The organism is Kitasatospora sp. CB02891 (assembly GCF_002803145.1).
Taxonomy (GTDB): Bacteria; Actinomycetota; Actinomycetes; order Streptomycetales; family Streptomycetaceae; genus Kitasatospora; species Kitasatospora griseola.
The window spans coordinates 112,655-136,299 of sequence record NZ_NNBO01000016.1 but is presented as its reverse complement, the minus strand read 5'-3'; the positions used below and the strand labels follow the sequence as shown (position 1 = coordinate 136,299).

Genomic DNA, 23,645 nt, shown 5'->3' with positions numbered 1-23,645 from the left:
CGACTCACCCGCGCGGCACCGCATACTCGGTCAACTCGGCACTTCCCGGGACGAGTTGACTCCACTCGCCGGGCACGTCGAGGACCGCGATCCCGGCCGTGGCGAACTTCTCCCGCAGCCGCTCCAGCGGCTCGCTCTCCTTCTCCCCCGCCAGCGCCAGCACCAGCTCCTGCACCTCGGGCCGGTGCCCGACCAGCATCGCGGTGCGCACCATCGGCGGCAACGCCCGCACCAGGCCGATCAGTTCGTCCACCTCGCCCTTGTAGGCCCGGGGCTCCAGGACGAGTTCGGGCTCGCCGCCGAGCGCCGGCTCGGCCAGCTCCCAGGTCTGCCGGGTGCGCACCGCTGTCGAGCACAGCACCCGGTCCGGCACCAGCCCGTGCGCGGCCAGCCAGCGCCCGGCCGCCGCCGCGTCGGCCCGGCCGCGCTCGGCCAGCGGGCGCAGCTCGTCCGGCACGTCCGGCCAGTCCGCCTTGGCGTGCCGCAGCACGATCAACCGCCGCTGTTGGGTCATCCCCCCAGTGTGGCCCGCTCCGCCGGTGGTGTGTTGCGGGACGCGCCGCCGGGGACCGGCTGCCAGGATGGGAGTCCCGACCCCCTGGAGCACGTCATGGCCCCCGCCGTCCACCTCGCCCAGCAGGACGACGCCGACGCGCTGCTCGGCCGCAGCCCGCTGGCCGCGCTCACCGGCATGCTGCTGGACCAGCAGGTGCCGATGGAGAAGGCGTTCAGCGGCCCGTGGGTGATCGCGCAGCGGATGGGCGCGGACGACCTGGACGCGCACGCCGTCGCCGCTGCCGACCCGGAGGCGTTCGCCGCGCTGTTCGCCGAGAAGCCGGCCGTGCACCGCTACCCGGGTTCGATGGCCAAGCGGGTCCAGCAGCTCTGCGCCCACCTGGTCGAGCACTACGACGGCGACGCGGAGGCGGTCTGGCGCGACGCCCCCACCGGCGAGGACCTGCTGGCCCGGTTGAAGGCGCTGCCCGGTTTCGGCGCGCAGAAGGCGCAGATCTTCCTGGCGCTGCTCGGCAAGCAGTACGGCGTCCGCCCGCCCGGCTGGCGCGAGGCGGCGGGTGCGTACGGCGAGGAGGGCTGCCACCGCTCGGTCGCCGACATCACCGGTCCGGAGTCGCTGCTGAAGGTCCGCGCCACCAAGCAGGAGGCCAAGCGTGCTGCGAAGGCCGCCAAGGGCTGATACCGCCGGAAAACCGGACGACACGTCCGGGGCGGCTCCGCTAGCGTCCGGTCCATGCGTGCCTTGACCGAGCCCGAGATCCGCGCCTCCTTCGTCAACTGCTCGAAGGGCGAGGCCAAACGGCTGCCCGTCCCGCGCGAGCTGGCCGAACAGCGCTGGGACGACCTGGACTTCCTCGGCTGGCGCGACCTCGGCGCGCCCGACCGGGCGTACCTGGTCGCCGAGCTCGACGGAGACCTGGTCGGGGTGACGCTCCGGTCGCCGAACGTCCGGCGCAGCCTGACCAGGACGAACGTCTGCTCGGCGTGCATCACCGCCCACCAGGGCAGCGGCGTGTCGCTGCTGACCGCTCCCCGGGCGGGCGTCCGCGGCCGCGAGGGCAACTCGGTCGGCACCTACCTCTGCGCCGACCTGGCCTGTTCGCTGTACGTGCGCGGCATCCGCCGCCCGGCGACGGTCAGCCGTCCGGACGAGTCGCTCCCGCTGGAGGACCAGATCGCCCGGACGGTCGCCAACCTGGAGGCGTTCCTCCGCCAGGTGCTGGCCTGACGCCCCGCCGTCAGGCGGACTTGTACTCCACGGTGAGCAGGGCGCGGCCCAGCGCGTGCGCGGTCAGCGCGAAGCCGACCTGCGCGGCGGGGGTGTCGCGCTCCACGCCGAGGTTCGCCACGTCCAGGGCGTGCACCACGAACACGTAGCGGTGGGCCGGCCCGGGCGGCGGGGCCGCGCCGTCGTACCGGTGACCGGGGAAGTCGTTGCGGACGTGGAACGCCCCGCCGGGCAGCCCGCCGTCCTCCGACCCGGCGCCGCGCGGCAGTTCGGTGGTGTCGGCGGGCAGGTCGACGGCCAGCCAGTGCCACCAGCCGGCGCCGGTCGGCGCGTCCGGGTCGTAGCAGGTCACCGCGAACGACCGGGTGCCCGCCGGGAAGCCCTCCCAGGACAGCTGCGGCGACCGGTTCCCCGCCCCGTACACGTGCGCGTCCGGCATGGTGGCCCCGTCGACCAGGTCCGCGCTGTGCAGCTCGAACCTCGGCACCGGCGGCAGGAAGTCGTACGGGAGCGGGATGCGGCCGGTCATCGGTGTCCTCTCGCAGGTGTTCGCTGGTACGCCGGGCAGTCTACGGAGCGTCAGGCGCGAGCCAGCGCGTCGACGGCCGAGCCGAGCACCGTGTCGGTCCGGCCGAGGTCGAAGACCAGGTCGAAGTGGTTGCGGCCGCCGATCAGCAGTTCCCGCACCGGCACGGCGGCGTCCCGGGCGGCGTGCGCGAACTCGGCCTGCTGGCGGGCGAACTCGCCGGTCTCGTACTCGCCGAGCGCCACCACCAGCGGCGGCAGCGCCGTGAGGTCGGCGAGCAGCGGGCTGAGTCGGCGGGCCCGCTCGACGTCCAGGCCGAGCGGCTCGTTGACGTAGCTGAGGGCGATCGGCTCCAGGTCGTAGACGCCGCTGAGCAGCGCCGCCCCGGAGATCCGTCCGCGCAGGCGTCCGTCGAGCAGTGCGGTGGCGGCCAGGTGCGCGCCCGCTGAGCTGCCGCTGAGCACGATCCGCTCCGGGTCGACGTCCAGTTCGGCGGCGTGCTCGACCAGCCACACCACCGCCTCGGTGACCTGTGCGGCGATCTGCTCCACCGTCCAGGCGGGCGCCAGGCCGTAGCCGACGGCGGCGTACGCGGTGCCGCGGGCCACGAAGTCCAGCGCCGGGAAGACCGAGTCCTCCTTGCCCAGCTCCTGCCAGTAGCCGCCGTGCACGAAGACGTGCAGCGGCGCGCCGGGCACCGCCGGGAAGAAGTCGATCAGTTCCGGCCCGTCCGCCCCGTACCGCAGCTCGCGGTGCCCGGGCAGCTCCCGCAGGGCCCGGCCGCTCTCCCGGGCGTACGCAGCGAGTTCCGCGTCGAAGTCCGACACCCGGCTGCTGGGCGAGTACTCCCGATCGAGTTCCCGCTGGTCGAAGCCCCGGTAGACCGCCACCCTGCCGCTCCCCTCACCCAACCAGGTATAGACCAATACAGGAGGCCGCGGCTAGCGTGGTCACTCCCTGTACTTCCTTCTCCGGAGTTGCCCCGTGGAGACGTCCGTCCTCGCCTTCGCCACCGACCTGCTCGACGAAGGGGCCGACACGTTCTTCGGCAACCTTACCGACCGGGCCGGCGTCGGCGGCGTCACGCTCGCCTCCGTCTACCACGAGGCCCGCGACGTCTTCCCGCACAACCCGCACCGGGTGCTGCGCTACCTCGAACCCGGCGCCGCCTACTTCCGCCCCGACCCCGCCCGCTGGGCCGGCCGGCGCCTCGCCCCGCTGCCCTCCACCGCGATCGGCACCCGCGACCCGTTCGCCGAGGCCGCCGAGGAGACCCGCCGACGCGGCCTCAAACTGCACGCCTGGACGGTCTTCTGCCACAACGACCGGCTCGGCTTCGCGCACCCCGACTGCGCCCCCGCCAACGCCTTCGGCGACCGCCACCTCACCGAGCTCTGCCCCGCCAACCCCGAGGTCCGCGCGTACTGCCACACCCTGGTCGAGGAGCTCGCCCGCTACGGCGTGGACGCGATCCGCGCCGAGTCCCTGCACTTCCACGGCCTGGCCCACGGCTACCACCACGAGCGCTACTTCGAGCAGCTCGGCCCCGTCACCGAGGCCCTGCTGTCGATCTGCTTCTGCCCGCACTGCCTGGCCGCCGCCACCGCCGCGGGCGTCCCCGCCGAGCGCGTCCGCGACACCGTCCGCGCCGAACTGCGCGCCCGCCTCGCCGACGAGACCCGCGCCCTCGCGCCCGTCCCGCTGGACGAGCTGGCCGGCGGCGCCCTCGCCGCTTACGTCGACGCCGGTGCCCGCACCGTCACCACGCTGGCCGCCGAACTCGCCGCCACCGCCGCCGCCCACGGCATGCGCCTGACCTTCATGGACGGCGGCGGCCCCGGCACCGGCTGGCTCTCCGGCATCGACCTGCCCGCGCTGGCCGGCGCCGCCCACCAGATCGAGACCCTCGGCTACGCCAGGACCCCCGAGGCCGTCCGCGAGAAGGTCGCCGCCTTCGCCCTGCACGGCGTCCGCCCGCAGGACATGGCCGTCATCCTCCGCCCGATGTCCTCCGACTGCGACGGCCCGGCCAACCTGGCCGCCAAGATCTCCACCCTGCGCGAGCTCGGCGTCCCCGAGGTCGAGTTCTACAACTACGGCCTGATGCGGCTCTCCTCGCTCGACCGGATCGGCGCCGCACTGCGCTGAGGCGGAAATCCGGTCGGCGTTGGTCCCGCTTGCTGCGCCCGCCATGTCCCAAACGGTAGGCTTTCCGTGTGATCTTCAAGCGCATCGGTAACGGGCGGCCGTACCCGGATCACGGCCGGACCAGCACTCGCCAGTGGGCGGACGTCGCGCCGCGTCCGGTGCGGCTCGACCAGTTGGTGACCACCAAGGGCCAGTTGGACCTGGAAACCCTCCTCGCGGAGGACTCCACCTTCTACGGGGACCTGTTCGCCCACGTGGTGAAGTGGCGCGGCGACCTGTACCTGGAGGACGGGCTGCACCGAGCCGTTCGAGCGGCCCTCCAGCAGCGTCAGGTCCTGCACGCCCGCGTGCTGGAGATGGACTGACGGACCGCCACCCGCTGTCGGCTGCAACCGATGGTCGGTGTCGGTACGTCCTTTCGAGTGCCGTCGTCCCCCGGATGATGATCATCCAGTACCTGCGCCGCTGTTGTCGGATTAATCTGGCGACTACCGCGGCGCACGCGGCCTTCTTCCACGGCCGCACCGCGGTCACCGGCACCCCACCCTGGCACCTATGGGGAGACAGACCATGAGCATGTTGACTCCCCGGGGGTTGAAGGGGAAGCAGTACCGGGTCACCGGCAACAGTTACCCCCGTCTCGGACGTCCCCCGCGTCGCGGCCGCAAGGTCGTCATGGCCGTCGGCGGCGTCCTCGCCCTCGGCCTGGTCTCGGTCGGCGGAATCCAGCTGTACGACGTGTTCACCGGCAAGAACAAGCACGGCGCCGCGCAGGCCTGCGCCTCGCCGGGCGCGACCGGCAAGCCGCTGGCCGCCCCCGAGGGCTCCCCGTCCGCCGCGCCCGGCGCCGTCCCCGGCAACACGGCCGTGCCGCAGCCCGCCACCGTCACGGTGAACGTCTACAACGCCACCGACAAGTCCGGCCTGGCGGCGCGGACCGCCGACGAGCTGAAGAAGCGCGGCTTCCAGGTGGGCCAGGTCGGCAACGCGCCGTCCGCGCTGGACCGGAAGGTCCCCGGCACCGCGCAGGTGCTGAGCGGCCCCGGCGGACTCGGCGCCGCCACCCTGTTGGTCTCCCAGGTCGCCTCCGCCACCAGCACCGAGGACGCCCGCACCGACGCCACCGTGGACCTGGTCATCGGCGACGCCTTCACGGCGCTGGCCGACCCGAACCAGGCCGCGGCCGCGCTGGCCGAGCTCACCAAGCCCTCGCCCAGCCCGGAGCCCGGCCACTGCTGACCGGCCCGCGAAACGCGGAGATCCGGCCGGGAGCGACGTGTTCGCTCCCGGCCGGATCTTCGCGTTCCGCCGTGCTCCGTCAGCCGGCGGTGCCGTACAGGCGGTCGCCCGCGTCGCCCAGGCCCGGGACGATGTAGCCGTTCTCGTTCAGGCGCTCGTCCACGGCGGCGGTCACCACGGTGACGGGCTGGCCGGCCAGCTCGCGCTCCATCACGGCGACGCCCTCGGGCGCGGCGAGCAGCACCACGGCGGTGACGTCGGTGGCGCCGCGGTCGAGCAGCATCCGGATCGCCGCGACCAGGGTGCCGCCGGTGGCCAGCATCGGGTCGAGGACGTAGACCTGCCGCCCGGAGAGGTCGTCCGGCATCCGGGTCGCGTACGTGGAGGCCTCCAGGGTCTCCTCGTTGCGGACCATGCCGAGGAAGCCGACCTCGGCGGTGGGCAGCAGCCGGGTCATGCCGTCGAGCATGCCGAGGCCGGCCCGCAGGATCGGCACCACCAGCGGACGCGGGTAGGACAGCCGGGTGCCCTGGGTGACGGCGACCGGGGTGGTGATCTCGACCGCATCGGTGCGGACGTCCCGGGTCGCCTCGTACGCGAGCAGGGTCACCAGCTCGTCGGTGAGCCGCCGGAAGGTCGGCGAGTCCGTGCGCTCGTCGCGCAGGGTGGACAGCTTGTGGGCGACCAGCGGGTGGTCGACGACGTGGAGACGCATGACAACGACGATAACGGCCGTCGGCACATGTGTACGACTTCGCACGGTTCGCCCGGACCCGCCGCGACCTGCTGCGACCGGCCGGGAATCCCTCCGGAATCACCGATTCCCGGCCGTCGCTGTGGTATCGGCGGGTGACATCTGGGAAAGTCGGAGGCTATGAAGAGCAACCCGACGCGGGCATGGACCGCCGGCGCGGGCGGGTCCGGCTCGACAGACGAGTCCCGTCCGGAGCCCGCGGCCGCCGAGGAGACCGAGGCAGAGACCGCCGAGGAGACCGACGCGGAGCGGCGCAGGCGCCGGGCCGTGTTCCTCCGTGAACTGGCCGAGGCCCGCGAGCTGCGCGCCCGGGTGCAGCCCAGACGCACCAAGGAGCGCCGGATGCGCGAGGCGATGCGGATGCGAACCTTCCGGATCTGAGCCGCCCGGGGCCGCGCCCCGCAGCACGGTCGCGCCCCGTGAGCCCCTGTCCGCCCCCCGCCCGGGGGCGTCCGAGGGGCATGATCCACGCCTGGACCGGCCGGAGACCGGCCATTCCGACACGACCTGCGAAGACGCGCTGCCGAACACCCCCCGCAGCGGCGGCCTTTCTGTCACGATGCGGTGGGACGGTCCGACCAGCGGACCGCCCGCTGGCGCGGGGGCGGCCGGACCGCACCCGCCCGAGATCGCCGACAGCCGAGACCAATCTTGGGAGTGTCCCTGGTGGCGTACTTCGCTGCAGTGCTTGCTCGCACCGGTGCCGGGTGGGATGTGAGCGAGACCGAACTCGACGACGTAGAGACCCTGGCCGACCTGACCGACCTGGCCCGCGAAACGGCCGAGGACGACGACACGGTGCTGGTCTTCATCGAGCAGGAGGACGCGTGGTTCGCCGTCCTGCGGATCGACGGTGAGGACGACCCGCGGATCTTCGTCTCGGACGCGGCCGCCGCGGCGCGCAGTTCGTACGGCTCGGTCCTCACCGACGAGCTGATCGAACAGGACGGGGAAGCCGACTTCGACGACCTGGACGGCCTGGTGGCCGGCCTCGACGAGGACGACGACGCCGCCGCGAGCGACGAGGCCGACGACGCGGACGAGGACGACGAGCCGGCCGGTCGGAACGCCACCCCGGTCGGGCCGATCGGCGACTCCGAGCTGCTGAGCGAGTTCGGCCTCGGCCAGGCCGCGCTGCTGGAGCTGGCGGGCGAGGGCGCGGCCCCGGGCGACGCGCTCGGCGAGATCGCCGAGGCGCTCGGCTGCGGCGAGGTCCTGGAGGCCGTTCGATAGCGGCGGGCCCGGTGTCCGACACTGGGTCCATGCAGTCCGTCCCCTCCCTCTCCAGCACCCTCGGCGAACGGCCGCGGATCGCGCCGCTGCCCGCCCCCGAACGCCCCGATCCGGTCCGCGACCGGTGGCGGGAGCCGATGCGCCGCGCCATCGACGAGGCGGCGCTGGCCACCGCGACCGGCGACGTGCCGGTCGGGGCGTTCGTGCTCGGCCCGGACGGGTCGGTGCTGGGCCGCGGCCACAACGTCCGCGAGGCGGTCGGCGACCCGACCGGGCACGCCGAGGTGGTGGCGATCCGTCAGGCGGCGAACGCCGTCGGCGAGTGGCGCCTCAGCGGCTGCACCCTGGTGGTGACCCTGGAGCCGTGCACCATGTGCGCGGGCGCGATCGTGCTGTCCCGGCTGGACCGGGTGGTCTACGGCGCCCTCGACCCGAAGGCCGGCGCGGCCGGCTCGCTGTTCGACGTGCTGCGCGACAACCGGCTCAACCACCGCCCCGAGGTGATCCCGGGCGTGCTCGCCGACGAGTGCACCGCCCAGCTGCGGGCGTTCTTCGACACCCACCGCTGAACCGCGCCGATACGGATTTCGTCCGCCCGCACCCATCCGGTAGAGTTCCCCTCGGTAGCGTGTCCGAGCGGCCAAAGGAGCACGCCTCGAAAGCGTGTGTGGGGGCAACTCCACCGTGGGTTCGAATCCCACCGCTACCGCCTGCGAAGAGCCCCGACCTGACGGTCGGGGCTCTTCTGTGTTCCCGGCGTCCCGCAGTGGCGGCCCATTTCCGGTTGGCGGGGCCGCAGTTGAGGGGATGATGCCCGCATGGGGAGTTCGCGGTGGCGCTGGTTGGTGTGGGTCGGGGCCGGGATCTCGGTGGTGGGGCTGGCGGTCTTCCTCTGGGGGGAGGGGCTGGACCGGGCGAATCAGTGGGCGGGTGTGCTGGGCCTGTTCGTCGGGCTGGCGGGCCTGGTGCTGTCCGTCACCGGCGGCGTGCGCGGCCGCGGCGGCGGCCAGTCCGCGGACGGCGCGGCGGCCGGCGGCTCGGTGCGGCTGGTGCGGAACGTGAAGGGCGACGTGGTGATCGGCGGCGGCGCCGCGCCCGGACCCGTCCCGGAGGCCTCGGCGGCACCCGTCACCGACGCGGCGGGTGACGGCCAGTCGGCGCGCGGGACCCGCGCGGGCGGGGACGTGAACCTGGTGGACGGGGTGGAGGGTTCGGTCCGGTTCGGCGAGCAGCAGCCGTGAGCGGATTCTGGCGCCGGCTGTTCGGCGCGGAGGGCGCCGCGGCCGGCGGCGGCCAGTCCGCGGAGCATGCCACCGCGGGCGGCGACCTGACGATGATCCAGCACGCGCAGAGCGTGCAGATCACGGTGGGCGCCGCGCCGCCGCCCCCGGGCGACCTGGACGAGGCGCGCCGCCGGCACGCGGTGCGGCTGCGCGAGCGCTACCACCGGCTGGACCTGGAGGTGCTGACCCCGCTGTCGGAGCAGGACGAGCACCCGGCGGTGCACCTGCGCGAGGTGTTCGTGCCGCAGCTGGTGCGGGCCGACCCGCCGCCGGTGGAACTGCCCCGGGAGCTGCTGAAACGGCTCACCGAGACCGGCGAGCTGGACCCGGACCGGCTGCCGCCGGGCGTGGAGCGGGAGACGGTGCGGCGGGTCCGGGAGGCCTACCGGCGCCGCCCGGCGGTGCCGGTGCTGCCGCTGCTGGCCGGGCCGGACGGCCACCGGGCGGTGCTGCTGGGCGACCCGGGGTCGGGGAAGTCCACGCTGGCCCGGTTCCTCGGCCTGGCGCTGACCGAGCCCCTGGTGCACCCGGGCGCGGCCGTCCCGGACCAGGTGGCGGCGCTGGCGGGCCGGCTTCCGCTGATCGTGGAGCTGCGCCGGTACGCGGACCCGGAGTGGCGGGAGCGGACCTTCGAGGACTTCCTGGCCCATCTGCACGGCACCGAGGGCCTGGGCCTGGCGGCGGGCCTGCTGGAGCGTCAGCTGACCGAGCATCCGGCGGCCACCCTGGTGGTGTTCGACGGCCTGGACGAGCTGTTCGACCCGCAGGTCCGGGAGACCGCGAGCCGCCGGATCGCCGCGTTCGCGGCCCGCTACCCGCAGGTGCGGGTGCTGGTGACGTCCCGGGTGATCGGCTACCGGCGGGAGCCGCTGGACGCCGCCGGGTTCGGGCACTACATGCTGCAGGACCTGGACGACCGGCAGATCGACACCTTCGCGGCCCGCTGGTACGCCACCGCCTGCCCGGGCGACCCGGTGGAGGCGCAGCGGCTGCACCGGCGGGTGACGGCCGCGGTGGCGTCCTCGGCGCCGGTGCGGGAGCTGGCCGGCAATCCGCTGATCCTGACCATCCTGGCGATCATCGGCCGCCGCCGGGAGCTGCCCCGGGACCGCCGCACCGTGTACGAGCACGCGGTGGCGGTGCTGGTCGAGCACTGGGACCCGAGCAAGTACCTGCAGGACCGGCGGGTGGACGGCGGGATGCCGTACCTCGCGTCCGACGACCGCCTGGAGCTGCTGCGGCTGGTGGCGCGGCGGATGCAGGAGGGCGGCGACGGGATCGCCGGGAACCACATTCCGGGGCGGGTGCTGCTGGCGTCCTTCGAGGGCTACCTGCGGGAGCGCTACGAGCTGCCGGCCGACCGGGCGGCGCCGGTGGCGCGGGCGATGCTGCAGCAGTTCCGGGAGCGGAACTTCATCCTGAGCCGGTTCGGCGGCGAGGTGTACGGCTTCGTGCACCGGGCGTTCCTGGAGTACCTGGCGGCGTCCGACATCGCGTACCGGTTCAACCGGGAGCGCTCGCTGACCGAGGACCAGCTGCTGGAGGGCGTGTTCGCGGCCCGCTGGCGGGACCCGGCGTGGCGGGAGGTGCTGCTGCTGCTGGCGGGCGAGCTGGACGAGCGGTTCGTCGGCGAGGCGGTGTCGCGGCTGCTGGCGGCGGCGCCGGCCCTGCCGGGGGCGGGCGACCCGGTGCCGGAGTGGCTGGTGCTGGCGGTGCGCTGCCTGGGCGAGGTGCGCAAGCTCGGGCTGGTGACGGCGCAGAGCGAGGCCGTGGTGGACGCCCTGGTGGCGCTGTTCGAGGCGTACGCGGCGGAGGGTTCGACGGTGCTCCCCGGCGACATCGTGGAGGCGCTGGACGGGCTGCGGCCGGTGCTGACCGGGCTGGGGCCGCACTGGGTGGGGCGGGAGCGGTTCCTGCGCTGGTACCTGGTGTACGGGCACCACGCGCAGCGGGAGTCGCCGCTGCTGGCGGTGGGGGCGGTGACGGCCCGGCTGGCGTGCGCGCTGCTGCTGAACGATCCGCGCGGCCCGGCGGTGCTGCGGGCCTGGGCGGAGCACGGCTGGTCGCCGGCGCAGCGGGCGGCGGCGTTCGCGGCGCTCGCGGAGGGCTGGGCGGGCGATCAGCGGGTGGGGGCGTTCGTGCGCCGCCGGATCGAGGAGGACCCGGACCCGCTGACCCAGGAGGCGGCGGTGGCGGCGCTCGCCGACGGCTGGGCGGGCGAGGAGGCGAGCGGGGGGTTCCTGCGGGCCCGGGTGGCGGGCGCGCGGGGCGAGAACCGGTTGAACGAGATGCTGGCGCTGGGCAAGGGCTGGGCGTGCGACGGCCCGGCGCAGGAGTTGCTGCGGGAGATCGCGGCCGCCGATCCGCAGCCGGAGCTGCGCGGGCTGGCGGTGTTCGCGCTGACCGTGAACGAGCGGGTGGGCGGCGGCGCGCCGGCCGAGTTCCTGCGCGAGCGGGTGCGCACCGACCGGGATCCGGGGGTGCGCGGGCTGGCGCTGCAGGCGATCTGCCTGCGGCCGGCGGAGGATCCGCGCAACGCGTCGTTCCTGCGGCTGCTGGCGGGGACGGACAAGGATCCGCGGGTGCGGATGGCGGCGCTGGCCGGGCTGGCCCGCGGTTGGGCGGGCGACCCGGAGGTGGCGGAGTTCCTGCGGCGGCGGGTCGCCGAGGACCCGGATCCGATGGTGCGCCGGCGGACCCTCGCGGTGCTGGCGCACCGTTGGGCGGGCGACCGGCAGGTGGCCGAGCAGCTGCGCGGTTTCGTCGCCGGGAACGGGCAGCCGGAGGTGCGGGCGTTCGCGTTGACGCTGCTCGGGCAGGGCTGGGCGGGCGACCCGGAGGTGGCGGAGTTCCTGTTCGAGCGGGCCCGGGCGGCGGACGGGCACGGGCGGGCGCAGGCGACCGGCGAGCTGGCGGCGCACTTCGCGGACGCCCCGGAGCTGGACGCGTTCGTCCGGCACGAGGCGGTGCACTCGCCGGACCCGCTGGTGCGGGGCGCGGTGCTGACCGCGCTGGCGGACCGCCGCTCGCCGAGCGGGCAGGCCCGGGCGCTGTTCCTGGAGCGGGCGGTGGCCGACCCCGATCCGCGGACCAGGGACCTGGCGCTGGCGGCGGTGGTGCGCTGCTACGACGGCGAGGAGCGGGCCGGGGTGCTGCTGCTGGCGCGGGCCGCGCACCTGCGGGACGCGGCGGTGCGGCTGTCGGTGCTGCGGGCGCTGCTGGCGCACCGGCCGGGCGATCCGGCGGTGCGGGCGCTGCTGCGGGAGCGGGCGGTGGCGGACACCTCGGCGGGGATCCGGGCGATCGCGCTGCACGCGCTGTCCCGCGACCGGGCGACCCGGCCGGCCGGGCTGCTGCAGGAGCGGGCGGTGGCGGACCCGGATCCGCTGCCGCGCCGGGTGGCGCTGCGGGCGCTGGCGGCCGACCCGGAGGTGGCGGAGTTCCTGCGGCTGCGGGCGGTGGCGGACGGCGACGAGGAGGCGCGGATCGCGGCGCTGCGGGCGCTGGCGTTCGCCTTCCCGGGGGCGCGGACGGTGGAGCTGCTGGCGGCCCGGGCGCGGGCGGAGCGGCTGCCGGGGGTGGCGGTGGAGGCGGCCCGGCTGGGCGAGGCGCTGCGTTCGCCGGGGGCGCCGTGGACGACGGACGGCTCCGCACTTCCGGGCGGTTGACCACCGTGCCTCGGACGTGCGGAGCCGGGACGAACCTCACGGTCCGCGAGGGGGGCGGCAGCTCCGGGGGGACGAGCTGCCGCCCCGGAGCGGAGGTCCCACAACCGGGTCCGCGTCGGGGGGAAGCCGCGGTGCCCGGTCCCACAGCGGGGACCTCCGGATCGCCGTACCGGGGATTCCTGCCAGATCCTCGGTACATCAACCATCCTGCCGTGCCATCGGGACGGGCACACCCGGAGAAAGCCCTGCCCGCGCAGGACCTTCGTCCTGGCGGGTGAACACGGTCCTCACCCCTTGCGCCGTCCGGTGGATAAGCTGCGGGTGGCAGGGCCGTGCGGGGAGAGGACGGCGGCCCGACTCAGGGAGGCAGGCGCGTTCGATGGCTCAGGCGAAGAAGGTGGCCATGTGGATCGTGGTCATCTTCGTCATCTACACGATCATCACCTCGCCGGTGCGCGCCGCCGAGCTGGTGCAGTCCGGCTTCGTCGGGATCTCGGACGCGGCCAAGGCCGTCGGGTCGTTCATGACCGGACTGGTCCGCTAGTACCGTTTGCGTGGTTCGTCCTTCGGGGGCGCTCCCCGGCCGGGGCGTGCCCTCCTGATCCGCGAGGAGCGGCATCGTGATCCGGCACCTGGTCCTGTTCAAGCTCAATGACGGCGTCGGCAAGGACGACCCGCGGGCCCTGGCGGGCGCGAAGGCCTTCGAGGAGCTGGGCGCGCTGATCCCGGAGCTGCGCGAGTGGGAGTGCGGCTGGAACATCACCGAGCGGGACATCGCCCACGACTTCGCGATCAACAGCCTGGTCGAGGACCGCGACGCGCTGGCCGCCTATCTGGGCCACCCGGCCCATCAGGCCGCCGCCGGGCAGTGGCGTTCCTTCGCCACCTGGGTGATCGCCGACCTGGAGGTCTGACCGCCCGTCACCCCCCGCCGTACCCGTACGACCACCGCGACCCCCCGTCTGTCGAACAGGCCGGGGGTCGCGGCGCGCTCCGCCGAATGCTGGACAGGGCGTCAACACGCCTCCGTCGGGTGCTTGCCCGGCCGCAGAGCGACTTGTGATGCTATGACCGGTTTTGACGGAAATTTTGGCGAGGTGGTCCACAAGGGAGGGGTGACGTGTCGGTGCGGACGCAGGGCAGCAGTGCGCCGGAGGACCGGGCCGAAGAGCTGCCGGACCCGGTCGAGCTGGCCGCCCGCCGCACCGGCGGGCGCGGCGCGATCGACGTCCGGACGCTCACCCGGGTGCTGTTCGAACGGCTCGCCGAACTGTCGTCCGACGCCCCCGAACGCACCCGGGTCCGGGCCGCGCTGATCGAGATCAACATCCCCCTGGTCCGCTACGCCGCCACCCGCTTCCGCAGCCGCAGCGAACCCATGGAGGACATCGTCCAGGTCGGCACCATCGGCCTGATCAACGCCATCGACCGGTTCGACCCGACCCGCGGCGTGCAGTTCCCCACCTACGCGCTGCCCACCATCCTCGGCGAGATCAAGCGCTACTTCCGCGACAACGTCCGCACCATGCACGTGCCGCGCCGGCTCCAGGAGCTGTGGGTCCAGGTCAGCGGCGCGATGGAGGAGCTGACGATCACGCACGGCCGGGCCCCCAAGGTCCCCGAGATCGCCGCCAACCTGCGCATCCCCGAGGAGGACGTCCGGGCCTGCCTGGACGCCGGCCGCGCCTACAACGCCGCCTCGCTGGAGGCCGCCCAGGAGCACGAGGGCGGGCTCGCCCTGCTGGACCGGCTCGGCTACGAGGACTCCGCCCTCACCGACGTCGAACACCGCGACATGGTCCGCCACCTGCTGGTCCAACTCCCCGAACGGGAACGGCGGATCATCATGCTGCGGTTCTTCGCCAACCTCACCCAGTCGCAGATCTCCACCGAACTCGGCATGTCCCAGATGCACGTCTCCCGACTGCTCTCGCGGATCCTCACCCGGCTGCGCACCGGCAACTCCTGGGAGGAGTGAACCGCCCGACGCCACTCCTCGGGGACGACTGGCCGCGATCGGGTTTGCCGGGCCCGATGATCCGGTATTGAGCAGGAGGACACGTCAGTGGGGGGCCGCCGCACGGAGCGGCACCCGTTCGGCAGGCAGTCACAAGGGGGTGGGCGCGTGTTCACAGAACAGGGCAGTGCGGTCATCGAGTCCGTCGTCGTACCGATCCCGGCCCAGGCCGGTCCCGCCGAGGCCCCCGACCGGGCGCTCGACACCCGTACGCTGTCCCGCTCGCTGTTTCGCAGGCTCGCCGTCCTGGAGCCCGACAGCGCCGAGCACGGCTACGTCCGCGACACACTGATCGAGCTCAACCTGCCGCTGGTCAGGTACGCGTCCGCGCGCTTCCGCAGCCGCAACGAGCCGATGGAGGACATCGTCCAGGTCGGCACCATCGGCCTGATCAAGGCCATCGACCGGTTCGACCCGGAGCGCGGCGTCGAGTTCCCGACCTTCGCCATGCCCACCGTGGTCGGCGAGATCAAGCGCTTCTTCCGCGACACCAGCTGGTCGGTGCGCGTCCCGCGCCGCCTCCAGGAGCTCCGCCTGGCCCTCACCAAGGCCGGCGACGAGCTCTCCCAGCGGCTCGACCGCTCCCCCACCGTCCCCGAACTCGCCGCCTACCTCGGCGTCTCCGAGGACGACGTGGTCGAGGGCCTCGCCGTCGGCAACGCGTACACCGCCAGCTCCCTCGACTCCAGCCCCGGCGAGGACGACGGCGGCGACGGCCCGCTCGCCGACCGCCTCGGCTACGAGGACCTCGCCCTCGAAGGCGTCGAGTACCGCGAGTCGCTGAAGCCGCTGCTGGCCAAGCTCCCGCCGCGCGAGCGCCGCATCATCATGCTGCGGTTCTTCGGCAACCTGACGCAGTCCCAGATCGGCGAGGAGATCGGCATCTCGCAGATGCACGTCTCGCGGCTGCTCACCAAGACCCTCGCGCACCTCCGGGAAGGCCTCACCAGCGAGTGATCAGGGGCCCCGCGAGCCCCTAGGCGGTGCAGGTCGCCCGAAGCGCCAGAAGGTGATCGTCCGTCAGGCCGAGGCCGTCGTGCCAGAAGTCCTCGAAGGTGGGCCAGCCGGAGGCGAGTTCGTCGAAGGCGGCGTTGAGGTAAAACGTTTCGGCACGGGCCAGCGGGCGCATCAGCGGGTCCACCCGGGCGATCCGCGTCGCGGCGCGCTCGTTGGTGAGGAGGTAGTCGGCGAGGACCGCCTCCCGGTCCACGCCGAGGGCGGTGAGCAGCAGGGCGGCCGTCCAGCCGGTGCGGTCCTTGCCGGCGGTGCAGTGGAACAGCACGGGGCTGCCGTCCGCCTCGGCGATCAGTCGCAGGACGGTGGCGAAGCGGGAGCGGGCCAGCGGGTCGGTGACGAACCAGCGGTACATCGAGGTCATCATCGCGGTGCCGCGCCCGTCGCCGAGCACGGCGTGCATCGCGTCCGGTTCGCCGCTGCCCAGGGCCCGCCGCAGGTCCACGTAGAGGTCGAAGTCGGCGGAGAACACCGGCAGGTGGTGCAGGGCCGGGCCGAGGCCGTCCGGGGAGGGCACGCTGAGGGTCGCGGCGGCGTCCATCGGCAGGACCGCCGTCGGCAGGCCGGGGACCAGGTCGGCCCCGAGTTGGCGGACCTCGTCCAGGCTGCGCAGGTCGACGACGTGGCGCAGGCCGAGCGCGCCGAGCAGTTCGCGGTCGCGGTCGCCGAGGCGGCTCAGCGCCTCGGTGCGCAGCAGCAGGCCGGGGCGGACGGTGCGGCCGCCGGCGGTGCGGTAGCCGCCCAGGTCGCGGGCGTTGACGGCGGCCGCCAGGCCGAGGCTGCGGGCGGTCTCGGTGGACGGCGCGGACACGGGGCCTCCTGGCGGGCTGCGGCGGTTGCCGCCAGTGTAGGCGCGCCGACCCGCGGGACCGTCCGGGGCGTCCGGCCGGCCCCGGGCGGGCGGGTTCCGCGAATTACTTGACGGCCAGCCAGATCACGCCGACCACGACCGCCAGGGCCACGACGGCCCCGATGACGATCAGCGGGGTGCGGCTCGACGAGGAGCTGCTGCTGCCGTAGGTGGTGACGGTGCCCGGGGCCTGCGCGGCCGGGGCCTCGTCGACGAACGCCCGGAACATCTGGGTGGAGCCGGCGGGGTCGTAGTCGTTGTCAGCCATGGACGGGACTCTAGCCAACCCCGACGGCCCGCCGACACCCCGGACCCCACTGCGGGCGCACTCTGCACGGAGCCCTCACCTCGGACGACAGCCCGATGAACAACCGGTCGCACCGGAATGAAGCAGGACCCGAACGGGTTGTCCTCGGGCATGACTTCCACTGACACCTCCCGGGTGACGCTCGGTACCTCCGACCTCGCCGTGTCCCAACTCTCCCTCGGCGGAAACGTGTTCGGCTGGACGGCCGACGAGGAACAGTCCTTCGCGGTGCTCGACGCGTACGCGGCGGCGGGCGGCAACTTCGTCGACACCGCCGACGTCTACTCCTCGTGGGCGCCGGGCAACTCCGGCGGCGAGTCCGAGACGGTGATCGGCAACTGGCTGCGCAGCCGCGGCAATCGCGAGCAGATCGTGGTCGCCACCAAGGCCGGCATGGCGCCGGGTCTGGACAACCTGAGGCGCGACACCGTTCGGCGCGCCGTCGAGGGCTCGCTGCGCCGGCTGGGCGTCGAGCGGATCGACCTGTTCTACACCCACCGGGACGACCTGGACACGCCGGTCGAGGAGATCGTCACGACGCTGGACGAGCTGGTCCGCGAGGGCAAGGTGCGGGAGCTCGCGGCGTCCAACATCGGCCCGGAGCGGCTCGCCGCCTCACTGGAGTTCGCCGCCCGCGAGGGCCTGGCCCGGTACGTGGCGGTGCAGCCGCACTACAACCTGGTCTCCCGCGACACCTACGAGGGCGACCTGGCCGGGGTGGTCGCCGCGCACGGCCTGTCCGCCGTCCCGTACTACGCGCTCGCCTCGGGCTTCCTGACCGGCAAGTACCGGCCCGGCGCGCAGGTGGACAGCGTCCGGGCGCAGGGCGCGTCCCGGCACCTGGAGACGGCGCGCGGCCCGCGGGTGCTGGCCGCGCTGGACGAGGTCGCGGCCGCGCACGGCGCCGAGGTCTCCTCCGTGGCGCTGGCCTGGCTGGCCGCGCAGCCCACGGTCGCCGCGCCGCTGGCCAGCGCCCGCACCGTCGAGCAGCTGCCCGCGCTGCTGGCCGCCGCCTCGCTGCGGCTGACCGAGGCCGAGCTGAAGCTGCTGGACGGCGCGTCGGCCTGATCGTCCGTCAACGCGCCGGCGGCGCCCCTCCCGCGGCTGCGGGAGGGGCGCCGCCGTGGTGTGGCGGGCCCGGTCAGGGGCGGCCGAAGAAGTCGGGGTAGTAGCCGCTGTTCAGGTGGGAGACGCGGACGTTCTTGCCGGGACGGGGGGCTTCGACGTACGTCCCGTCCCCGAGGTAGATCGCGACGTGGTGGATGCCGGAGACCCGGCCGTTGCTGGACCAGAAGATCAGGTCGCCGCGCTGGAGCTGCTTCGAGGTGATCGGGGTGCTGGCCCGGTACTGGTCGTCGGCGACCCGCGGGGTGGACACCCCGGCCCGGCGGAACGCCTGCTGGACCAGGCCCGAGCAGTCGAAGCCGTTCGGCCCGTTGCCGCCCCACACGTAGGGCTTGCCGACCTGCGCCAGCGCGTACGACAACGCGGCCTCGACGCCGCTCGCCGCGGGCGCGGCCGGCTTCGGGGGCTGGGCGGTGGAGCCGGAGCCGCCCCCGCCGGCGCGGGAGACGTACACGTCGTAGTGGCTGGTGTAGCGCCACTCGCCGGCGGCGTTCCTGAACCAGTAGACCTTGCCGTCCCAGCCCTGCCGGATCCCGCCGGACGAGGACTGCGAGGAGCCGGAGCCCTGCGGCTGCGACTGGCCCTTGGAGCCGCCGGTGCGCTCCAGGTAGACGTTGTGCCACTGGGTGTAGCGCCACTCGCCGGACGCGTTCTTGAACCAGTAGACGTGACCGTCCCAGCCGGGGCCGGACGGGGCGGGCATGGCGTGCGCGGTGGTCGCGCCCAGGCCCAGGCCGACGGCTCCCGCGCCGGCCAGCACGGTGGTGGCCAGACAGGTCGAGCGCACGGCGCGGTGTATTCGGCCCGCCCGCTCGACGGCGCCCGGGGCGGCGGCCGGGGCGGGGCGGGTGCACTCCGCGCACCGGCAGGCCGACGGCCCGGCGGATTCGGCGAAGCCCAGCAGTGGGGCGCCCGACCAATCGGGCAGATCGGCGGGGTCGGTGGATATCGAGGCGAGCGGGTTCGTCACGCGGGCTTCCCTTCCTTGCGGCCCGACCGGGCGGCCGGGGCAGGCACCGAGGCGGTCACCCCGGCCGGGGCGACGAACGCGACCAGCAGCTGCTCCATCAGGGCGCTGCGCGCGCTGTCGTCCAACTCGTGGGCGGTGGCGCGCTCCAGGCGGCGCACCGCCAGTGCCGCGGCCTCCACGGCGTCGTCCACCAGGACGGTCCGCAGCCCGGCGTCCAGATCGGCCAGCCGGCGCCGGCGCATCGACTCGGCGACCTCCGGCGCGTAGTCCAGGGTCAGCGGCTGCACCGAGTACACCTCGATGCCCGCCGGGGCGGTCTCCGCGGCCAGCGCCCGGGTCAGCTCGTCGGCGAACCACTGGCCGTCGCGCAGCGCGGGCCCGGGGGCGGAGTTGGAGTCGCACGGCAGGACGGAGGACGTTCGGGTCAGAACGGCCTGCACCTGCTCGCGCAGATACGTTTCGTGGTCGGCGATGCCCAGGGTGACCCGCGCGGTGTCCTTGACCCGCCACACGATCAGCACCCGCACCAGCAGCGGGGTGCCGGTCCGGTCGGTGACCTGCACCGGCTCGCTGCGCCAGTGGCGCAGCCGGACGTCCACCCGGCGGCGGCGCACCAGCGGGTTCACCCACAGCAGGCCGGTGCGGCGCACGGTGCCCCGGTAGCGGCCCCAGCGGGTCAGCACCCGGGTCTCGCCGCCCGGGTTGGACAGCAGTCCGCCGATCGCCAGCAGCATCGCCAGGCCGATCGCGCTGACCGCGCCGACGGTCCGGTCGTCGACCTGGAGCCCGTCGGCCTTCACGGCGGCGGTGCGCACGTCCGGCAGGCCCGACAGGTGCGGGAGCACCCCGGCGCGGGCCAGCACCAGCAGCACGCCGGCGGTGCCGAGCAGCAGCGCCAGCAGCGGCAGCCAGCCCGGCAGGGCGAACGCCGGGCGCTCGCGCAGCGACTGGTCGGCGCGCGGCGGGCGCCGGTGGGTGGCGGCGTCCGCGACCGTCGGGTGGGCGGTGGACCCGGCCCGGTCGGACCGGCCCGCGCCGAACGGTCGCGGCCCGCCCCGGTCGGCGGGTTCCGACGTCGTCCGGGGGCCGGGCGGGAACGCGGACGGCTCGTCCGCGCCGACCGCCGGCAGGGCCGCCGCTTCGACGGTCGGGAGCTGCTGGGTCGGCGCGCTCCGGTCGAGCGGCTCCTCGGCCGGTGCGACGGGCCTGATCAGCGGGTTGTTCACCGCCTGGGCGACTGCCTTGGACAGTTGGGTCGCACCGACGGGGTCGGCGGGGGGTTCGGCGGCGGAGGGCCAGGAACGGGGTCGCGGCGACGAGTCGCGGGTGACGTCCATGCACGTGTCCTAAGGGTTCAGAGTGTCGCGCAACGGGCGGCCCGGATCTGACGGGCAGTGCCGGGGACCCAGGCTAGGCTGATTGATCATCAAATGCGACGAATGCCATCCGGTGTGTCGCTATGTCGGAAAACACGTCGCCCGAGGCACCGCCCGCCGCACACTGCGGGGCGGGCGGTACCGAACCGGCCGTCAACGACGGCGGGCACTCCTCCGACGGCGGCCGAACACCCGCCGCGCCAGCAGCCCGAAACCCGCCGCGATCAGCAGTGCCCCGCAGGCCAGGCCGCGCCACCCGGTGGCCGCCGCCCGACGCTCGGCCGCCGCCACGCCGCCCGGCGGCGGCGCCGACGTCCGCCCCCGCGCGGCCTCGTCCGCCGACGAGCCGGTCGGCTCGGCCGACGCGACCACCGGACCCGACAGGGCACCGACCCGTGCGGCCGAGGGCGTGGCCGTGGGCGTGGGCGAGGCCGGGACCGACGGCACCGGGCTCGGGCTCGACGCACCGGTGGACGGCGCGGCCGTCGGCGACGGGCTGCCGGACGGCGCGCCTGCCGCGTCCGGGGCGTCCGGCTCGGCGGGGCGGGCCGCGAACGGCGACTGATCGCCCGTCAGCGTCGGCTTCAGGAAGGGCGGCACCGGCTCCACCGCCGGTCCGGGCTCCTGCGCCGACGGCGCGCCGGAAGCCGGCCCGGAAGCCGGCGCGGAGGCCGGGGCGGAGCCGGACGCGACCGGGCCGGTGCCCGCCGTCGGCGCCGGCGTCGCCTCCACCGGCACCACGACCGGCAGCAGCTCCGGCGGCGCCGGCACCGCCGGGGGCGTGCTCGCCGGGGAGACCGAGGCCGAGGCGGACGGGCTCGTCGCGACCGGGCTGCGGGAAGGCGGCGCGGTCGGCGAGGCCGTGCCCGAGGGGGCGCCCGACGCCGCGGGCGCCGCCGTCGACGGCTTCGGTGCGCTCGGCGACGCGGTGGACGCCCCTGCGGTGCTGCTGCCGCCGGCCGACGAGCCGGGCACCCGGACTGCGACGGGACCGCCCGCGGTGCCGTTGCCCGCCGGGTCGGTGGCGGTGGCGATCAGTGTGACCTCGCCGCCCGCCAGGTCGTGGGTGGCGGTGCAGGACCAGCTGCCGTCGGCGGCCGCCACGGCGCTGCACACGGTGACCCGGTCCTGCCCGCTCCGGCCGGCCGTGACGGTGACGGTGGAGCCGGGCTCGGCGCGGCCGGTGATCACGGGCCGGGCGGAGTGCAGGAGCTCACCGGCGGTCGGCGAGAGCAGCTGCGGCTTGTCGGGCGCCACGGTGTCGACCGTGAGCTCGACGGGCTTGCCGTCGGAGGTGTTGCCGGCCCCGTCGCGGGCGTGCGGGGTGAGCCGGCGGACGCCGTCGGCCAGGTTCTCCACCGGCAGGCAGGACCAACTGCCGTCGGCGGCGACGCCGGTGGAGCACAGGTCGAACTCCTCCGGCCCGCCGTCCGCGGAGACGGTGACGGTGGAACCGGGTTCGCCGAGCCCGGTGACCAGCAGCCCCGGGTCGTTGCTGTAGGCGGGCAGGGTGAGCACGGGGGCGGTCGGCGCCGTGGTCTTGACGGTCAGTCGGAACGGCTCGCCGCGCAGCACGGCGTCGCGGGTGGTCTCCGCCAGGACGAGGGTGTGGGTGCTCTCGCCGAGCGCGTTGTCGGGGCGGCAGTTCCAGCTGCCGTCGGCGCCGACCTGCGCGAGGCACAGGGCGGTGCCTTCCTCCTGGACGGCGATGCCCGATCCGGCGACGGCGCCGTCGCCGCGGAACTCGGGGCGGGTCTCGCCGGTGACGGCGCCGGGGATCGGCAGCGCGATCTCCGGCCCGGGGGCGGCGGGGCCGACCGTCAACGCGATCCGCTGGTCGACGACCTGCCCGGAGTCGGCGAAGCCGTCGGGGGCGGCGAGTTGGGAGGCGTCGCGGGCCAGCCGGAGCCGGACCCAGGTGTCGCCGCCGGCGGCGCCGGCCGGGACCTTCCACTCCAACTGGGCGCTGCTCGCCCCGGCGGGGACGTCGGTCTGCACCCGCTCCGCCGGGTCGAACCGCCCGTTGTGGTCGAAGTCGATCCAGCCGGCCAGCACCGCGGACCCGGCGCCGGGGCTGACCGGCACCTCGGCCCGGTAGGTGCGCCCGGCGGCGGTCTCGGTGGGGAGGGTGAGGGTCGGGTCGGCGCCCCGGTAGTCGGCCCGGCCGGGCCGGAGCCGGGGCGGCGCCGGGTTGGCCCAGGGGCTGCGCCGGTCCGCCGCGGCGGCGCTCTCCGCGCCGGGGGCGAGCGGGCCGGTGGCGGCGGCGGGCGGGACGGGCAGCACCGGCTTCTCGACGGTCTGGGCCAGACCGGGCCGGGAGCGGGTGGCGGCCGGGGTGGCGTCCTGCCCGAGGAACAGGTCGGAGAGCAGGTGGGAGGCGTTGCCGTAGCTCTCCGGGGCGCTGCCGAGGCCCTCGTCGACGGTGACCGTCCACGTCCGGCCGAGCGCCGCGGGCGGTGTGGTGGAGCCGTCCCGCGCGGTGGAGCGCTGTTCGACGCGCAGGTCGACGGTGCTGACGGTGCCGGCCAGTTCGAGGGTGCCGGCGCCGTCGGCGTCGCCGTCGCGGGCGCCGGCCCCGGCGGGGGCGAGTTCGCCGGGGCCGACCGTCCAGCCCGCCCAGCCGGCCCGGCCGACCAGGGCGGGGGCGGTGGGGCTGCCGCCGGCGACCGTCAGCCGGGTGCTGCTGCCGGTGGTGCCGCCCTTGCCGGTGGACAGGCCCGTCAGGCCGCTGAGGTGCAGGCGGGGGTTGCGCACGGGGCTGGAGAAGGAGAGCCGCAGGGTGCCGAGGGCGCGCCAGGAGCCGTCCGCCCGGGGCTGGTCCTCGGCGGCGCGGAAGGTCTCGGCGGGGTCACCGGGGCGGATGCCGTCGCTGTAGGCGCTGCCGGTCCGTTCGGCGAGCCGGCCGGGCGCGGCCTCGACGCTCGTGCCGGGGGCGGCCGTCCAGTCGAACTGGACGGCGAGCCCGGAGGGCAGTTGGGCGCGCCGACCGGCCGACCAGCTGCCCGGCGTCTGCTGGGCGGCCACCGGCGGGGTGCCGAGGCCGGTGAGCAGCCCGGTGGCGATCAGGGCGGTGGTGGTCCGGCCGATCCGGGGTCCGGGCCGGTCACGGTCGGCCGGGCGGGCGTCGGGGGCCGGGGCCCGGTGGAGGAACTGTCGGCACATCCGGCTCTCCTCTCGGTGTCTGCGTCCGCCGAATTCGCGGCCCAATGCCATGCACCCGAATGGCCATGACGATCAGACAAAAGGGAATCACGATCTGGTTTCGGTCATACCGCGACACCTGGCGAATTCGCCCGACACCACCCGATTGACGGTCACTCGTTCGGCAGCATCTGGATACCCGTCGGGCCGGGCTTCAACTCGCCCAAGCAGGCATCAATCGGACGCTACT

At 74.8% G+C, this 23,645-nt stretch carries 24 protein-coding genes and 1 tRNA gene; 16 read left to right on the top strand and 9 right to left on the bottom strand.

Features of this window, described 5'->3' with window-relative positions; translation table 11 throughout:
* Positions 1-4: 4 nt before the first annotated feature.
* A complete protein-coding gene (locus CG736_RS29520) occupies positions 5-514 on the bottom strand; it encodes a histidine phosphatase family protein (RefSeq protein ID WP_100589189.1) in 510 nt (169 codons plus the stop codon).
* 96 nt (positions 515-610) lie between these two features.
* Between CG736_RS29520 and CG736_RS29515 the strand changes: the two genes are divergently transcribed.
* The gene (locus CG736_RS29515; protein ID WP_100589188.1) at positions 611-1,195 is read left to right on the top strand and encodes an HhH-GPD-type base excision DNA repair protein; all 585 of its coding nucleotides are present in this window, start codon (positions 611-613) and stop codon (positions 1,193-1,195) included.
* Between the two features lie 54 nt (positions 1,196-1,249).
* Complete coding sequence (locus CG736_RS29510; RefSeq protein WP_100589187.1) at positions 1,250-1,744, top strand: FBP domain-containing protein; 495 nt, start codon at positions 1,250-1,252, stop codon at positions 1,742-1,744.
* A gap of 10 nt (positions 1,745-1,754) precedes the next feature.
* Here the strand turns inward: CG736_RS29510 and CG736_RS29505 are convergent, their stop codons facing one another.
* Together CG736_RS29505 and CG736_RS29500 are read right to left on the bottom strand one after the other, a co-directional pair.
* Positions 1,755-2,273 carry a YbhB/YbcL family Raf kinase inhibitor-like protein gene (locus CG736_RS29505; protein WP_100589186.1) on the bottom strand — a complete coding sequence of 173 codons (519 nt, stop codon included), beginning with the start codon at positions 2,271-2,273 and terminating at the stop codon, positions 1,755-1,757.
* A gap of 50 nt (positions 2,274-2,323) precedes the next feature.
* Positions 2,324-3,160 carry an alpha/beta hydrolase gene (locus tag CG736_RS29500; protein WP_100589185.1) on the bottom strand — a complete coding sequence of 279 codons (837 nt, stop codon included), beginning with the start codon at positions 3,158-3,160 and terminating at the stop codon, positions 2,324-2,326.
* A 94-nt stretch (positions 3,161-3,254) separates the two neighbouring features.
* Between CG736_RS29500 and CG736_RS36630 the strand changes: the two genes are divergently transcribed.
* The 3 genes from CG736_RS36630 to CG736_RS29485 all read left to right on the top strand — a co-directional run bounded on the left by CG736_RS36630 (position 3,255) and on the right by CG736_RS29485 (position 5,657).
* A complete protein-coding gene (locus CG736_RS36630; RefSeq protein ID WP_157815789.1) occupies positions 3,255-4,418 on the top strand; it encodes a hypothetical protein in 1,164 nt (387 codons plus the stop codon).
* A gap of 68 nt (positions 4,419-4,486) precedes the next feature.
* Positions 4,487-4,783: a type II toxin-antitoxin system VapB family antitoxin gene (locus tag CG736_RS29490; protein ID WP_014136828.1), complete on the top strand. Its 297-nt coding sequence runs from the start codon at positions 4,487-4,489 to the stop codon at positions 4,781-4,783.
* A 205-nt stretch (positions 4,784-4,988) separates the two neighbouring features.
* Positions 4,989-5,657, top strand: a complete 669-nt coding sequence (locus CG736_RS29485) for a LytR C-terminal domain-containing protein (RefSeq protein ID WP_100589184.1) — start codon at positions 4,989-4,991, stop codon at positions 5,655-5,657.
* Between the two features lie 79 nt (positions 5,658-5,736).
* Here CG736_RS29485 and upp read toward each other — a convergent pair whose 3' ends face one another.
* Positions 5,737-6,372, bottom strand: a complete 636-nt coding sequence (gene upp, locus CG736_RS29480) for a uracil phosphoribosyltransferase (RefSeq protein ID WP_043915202.1) — start codon at positions 6,370-6,372, stop codon at positions 5,737-5,739.
* A 159-nt stretch (positions 6,373-6,531) separates the two neighbouring features.
* Between upp and CG736_RS29475 the strand changes: the two genes are divergently transcribed.
* From CG736_RS29475 to CG736_RS29435, 10 genes are all read left to right on the top strand, one after another.
* Positions 6,532-6,792 carry a hypothetical protein gene (locus CG736_RS29475; protein WP_100589183.1) on the top strand — a complete coding sequence of 87 codons (261 nt, stop codon included), beginning with the start codon at positions 6,532-6,534 and terminating at the stop codon, positions 6,790-6,792.
* A 285-nt stretch (positions 6,793-7,077) separates the two neighbouring features.
* Positions 7,078-7,644 carry a hypothetical protein gene (locus tag CG736_RS29470; RefSeq protein WP_100589243.1) on the top strand — a complete coding sequence of 189 codons (567 nt, stop codon included), beginning with the start codon at positions 7,078-7,080 and terminating at the stop codon, positions 7,642-7,644.
* 29 nt (positions 7,645-7,673) lie between these two features.
* Complete coding sequence (gene tadA / locus CG736_RS29465; RefSeq protein WP_100589182.1) at positions 7,674-8,213, top strand: tRNA adenosine(34) deaminase TadA; 540 nt, start codon at positions 7,674-7,676, stop codon at positions 8,211-8,213.
* A 53-nt stretch (positions 8,214-8,266) separates the two neighbouring features.
* Positions 8,267-8,353, top strand: a tRNA-Ser gene (locus CG736_RS29460).
* 109 nt (positions 8,354-8,462) lie between these two features.
* A complete protein-coding gene (locus CG736_RS29455) occupies positions 8,463-8,885 on the top strand; it encodes a hypothetical protein (RefSeq protein ID WP_152645234.1) in 423 nt (140 codons plus the stop codon).
* Complete coding sequence (locus tag CG736_RS38725) at positions 8,882-12,595, top strand: HEAT repeat domain-containing protein (RefSeq protein WP_100589181.1); 3,714 nt, start codon at positions 8,882-8,884, stop codon at positions 12,593-12,595. The genes CG736_RS29455 and CG736_RS38725 overlap by 4 nt, the downstream gene beginning before the upstream one ends.
* 379 nt (positions 12,596-12,974) lie before the next feature.
* Complete coding sequence (locus CG736_RS37225; protein ID WP_189273132.1) at positions 12,975-13,139, top strand: hypothetical protein; 165 nt, start codon at positions 12,975-12,977, stop codon at positions 13,137-13,139.
* 76 nt (positions 13,140-13,215) lie between these two features.
* Positions 13,216-13,509, top strand: coding sequence for a Dabb family protein (locus tag CG736_RS29445; RefSeq protein ID WP_043915225.1), 294 nt, complete (start codon positions 13,216-13,218; stop codon positions 13,507-13,509).
* Positions 13,510-13,715: 206 nt separating this feature from the next.
* Entirely contained in the window at positions 13,716-14,573 is an 858-nt protein-coding gene (locus tag CG736_RS29440) for an RNA polymerase sigma factor SigF (RefSeq protein WP_369880686.1), read from the top strand.
* A gap of 174 nt (positions 14,574-14,747) precedes the next feature.
* A complete protein-coding gene (locus CG736_RS29435) occupies positions 14,748-15,569 on the top strand; it encodes an RNA polymerase sigma factor SigF (RefSeq protein ID WP_369880711.1) in 822 nt (273 codons plus the stop codon).
* Between the two features lie 19 nt (positions 15,570-15,588).
* Here CG736_RS29435 and CG736_RS29430 read toward each other — a convergent pair whose 3' ends face one another.
* Together CG736_RS29430 and CG736_RS29425 are read right to left on the bottom strand one after the other, a co-directional pair.
* A complete protein-coding gene (locus CG736_RS29430; RefSeq protein WP_100589179.1) occupies positions 15,589-16,437 on the bottom strand; it encodes a tyrosine-protein phosphatase in 849 nt (282 codons plus the stop codon).
* Between the two features lie 103 nt (positions 16,438-16,540).
* On the bottom strand, positions 16,541-16,744 hold the full coding sequence (locus tag CG736_RS29425; protein WP_043915228.1) for a hypothetical protein: 204 nt from the start codon (positions 16,742-16,744) through the stop codon (positions 16,541-16,543).
* Positions 16,745-16,894: 150 nt separating this feature from the next.
* Here CG736_RS29425 and CG736_RS29420 point away from each other — a divergent pair, with 150 nt between their 5' ends.
* Positions 16,895-17,851 (top strand): aldo/keto reductase, encoded by a 957-nt coding sequence (locus CG736_RS29420; RefSeq protein WP_100589242.1) that lies wholly within the window; start codon positions 16,895-16,897, stop codon positions 17,849-17,851.
* A 73-nt stretch (positions 17,852-17,924) separates the two neighbouring features.
* Here CG736_RS29420 and CG736_RS29415 read toward each other — a convergent pair whose 3' ends face one another.
* The 3 genes from CG736_RS29415 to CG736_RS29405 form a co-directional block, all read right to left on the bottom strand.
* Positions 17,925-18,878, bottom strand: coding sequence for a C40 family peptidase (locus CG736_RS29415; RefSeq protein WP_100589178.1), 954 nt, complete (start codon positions 18,876-18,878; stop codon positions 17,925-17,927).
* Positions 18,875-20,215: an SPFH domain-containing protein gene (locus tag CG736_RS29410; protein WP_100589177.1), complete on the bottom strand. Its 1,341-nt coding sequence runs from the start codon at positions 20,213-20,215 to the stop codon at positions 18,875-18,877. The genes CG736_RS29415 and CG736_RS29410 overlap by 4 nt, the downstream gene beginning before the upstream one ends.
* A gap of 192 nt (positions 20,216-20,407) precedes the next feature.
* On the bottom strand, positions 20,408-23,416 hold the full coding sequence (locus CG736_RS29405) for an Ig-like domain-containing protein (protein WP_100589176.1): 3,009 nt from the start codon (positions 23,414-23,416) through the stop codon (positions 20,408-20,410).
* Positions 23,417-23,645: the final 229 nt, after the last annotated feature.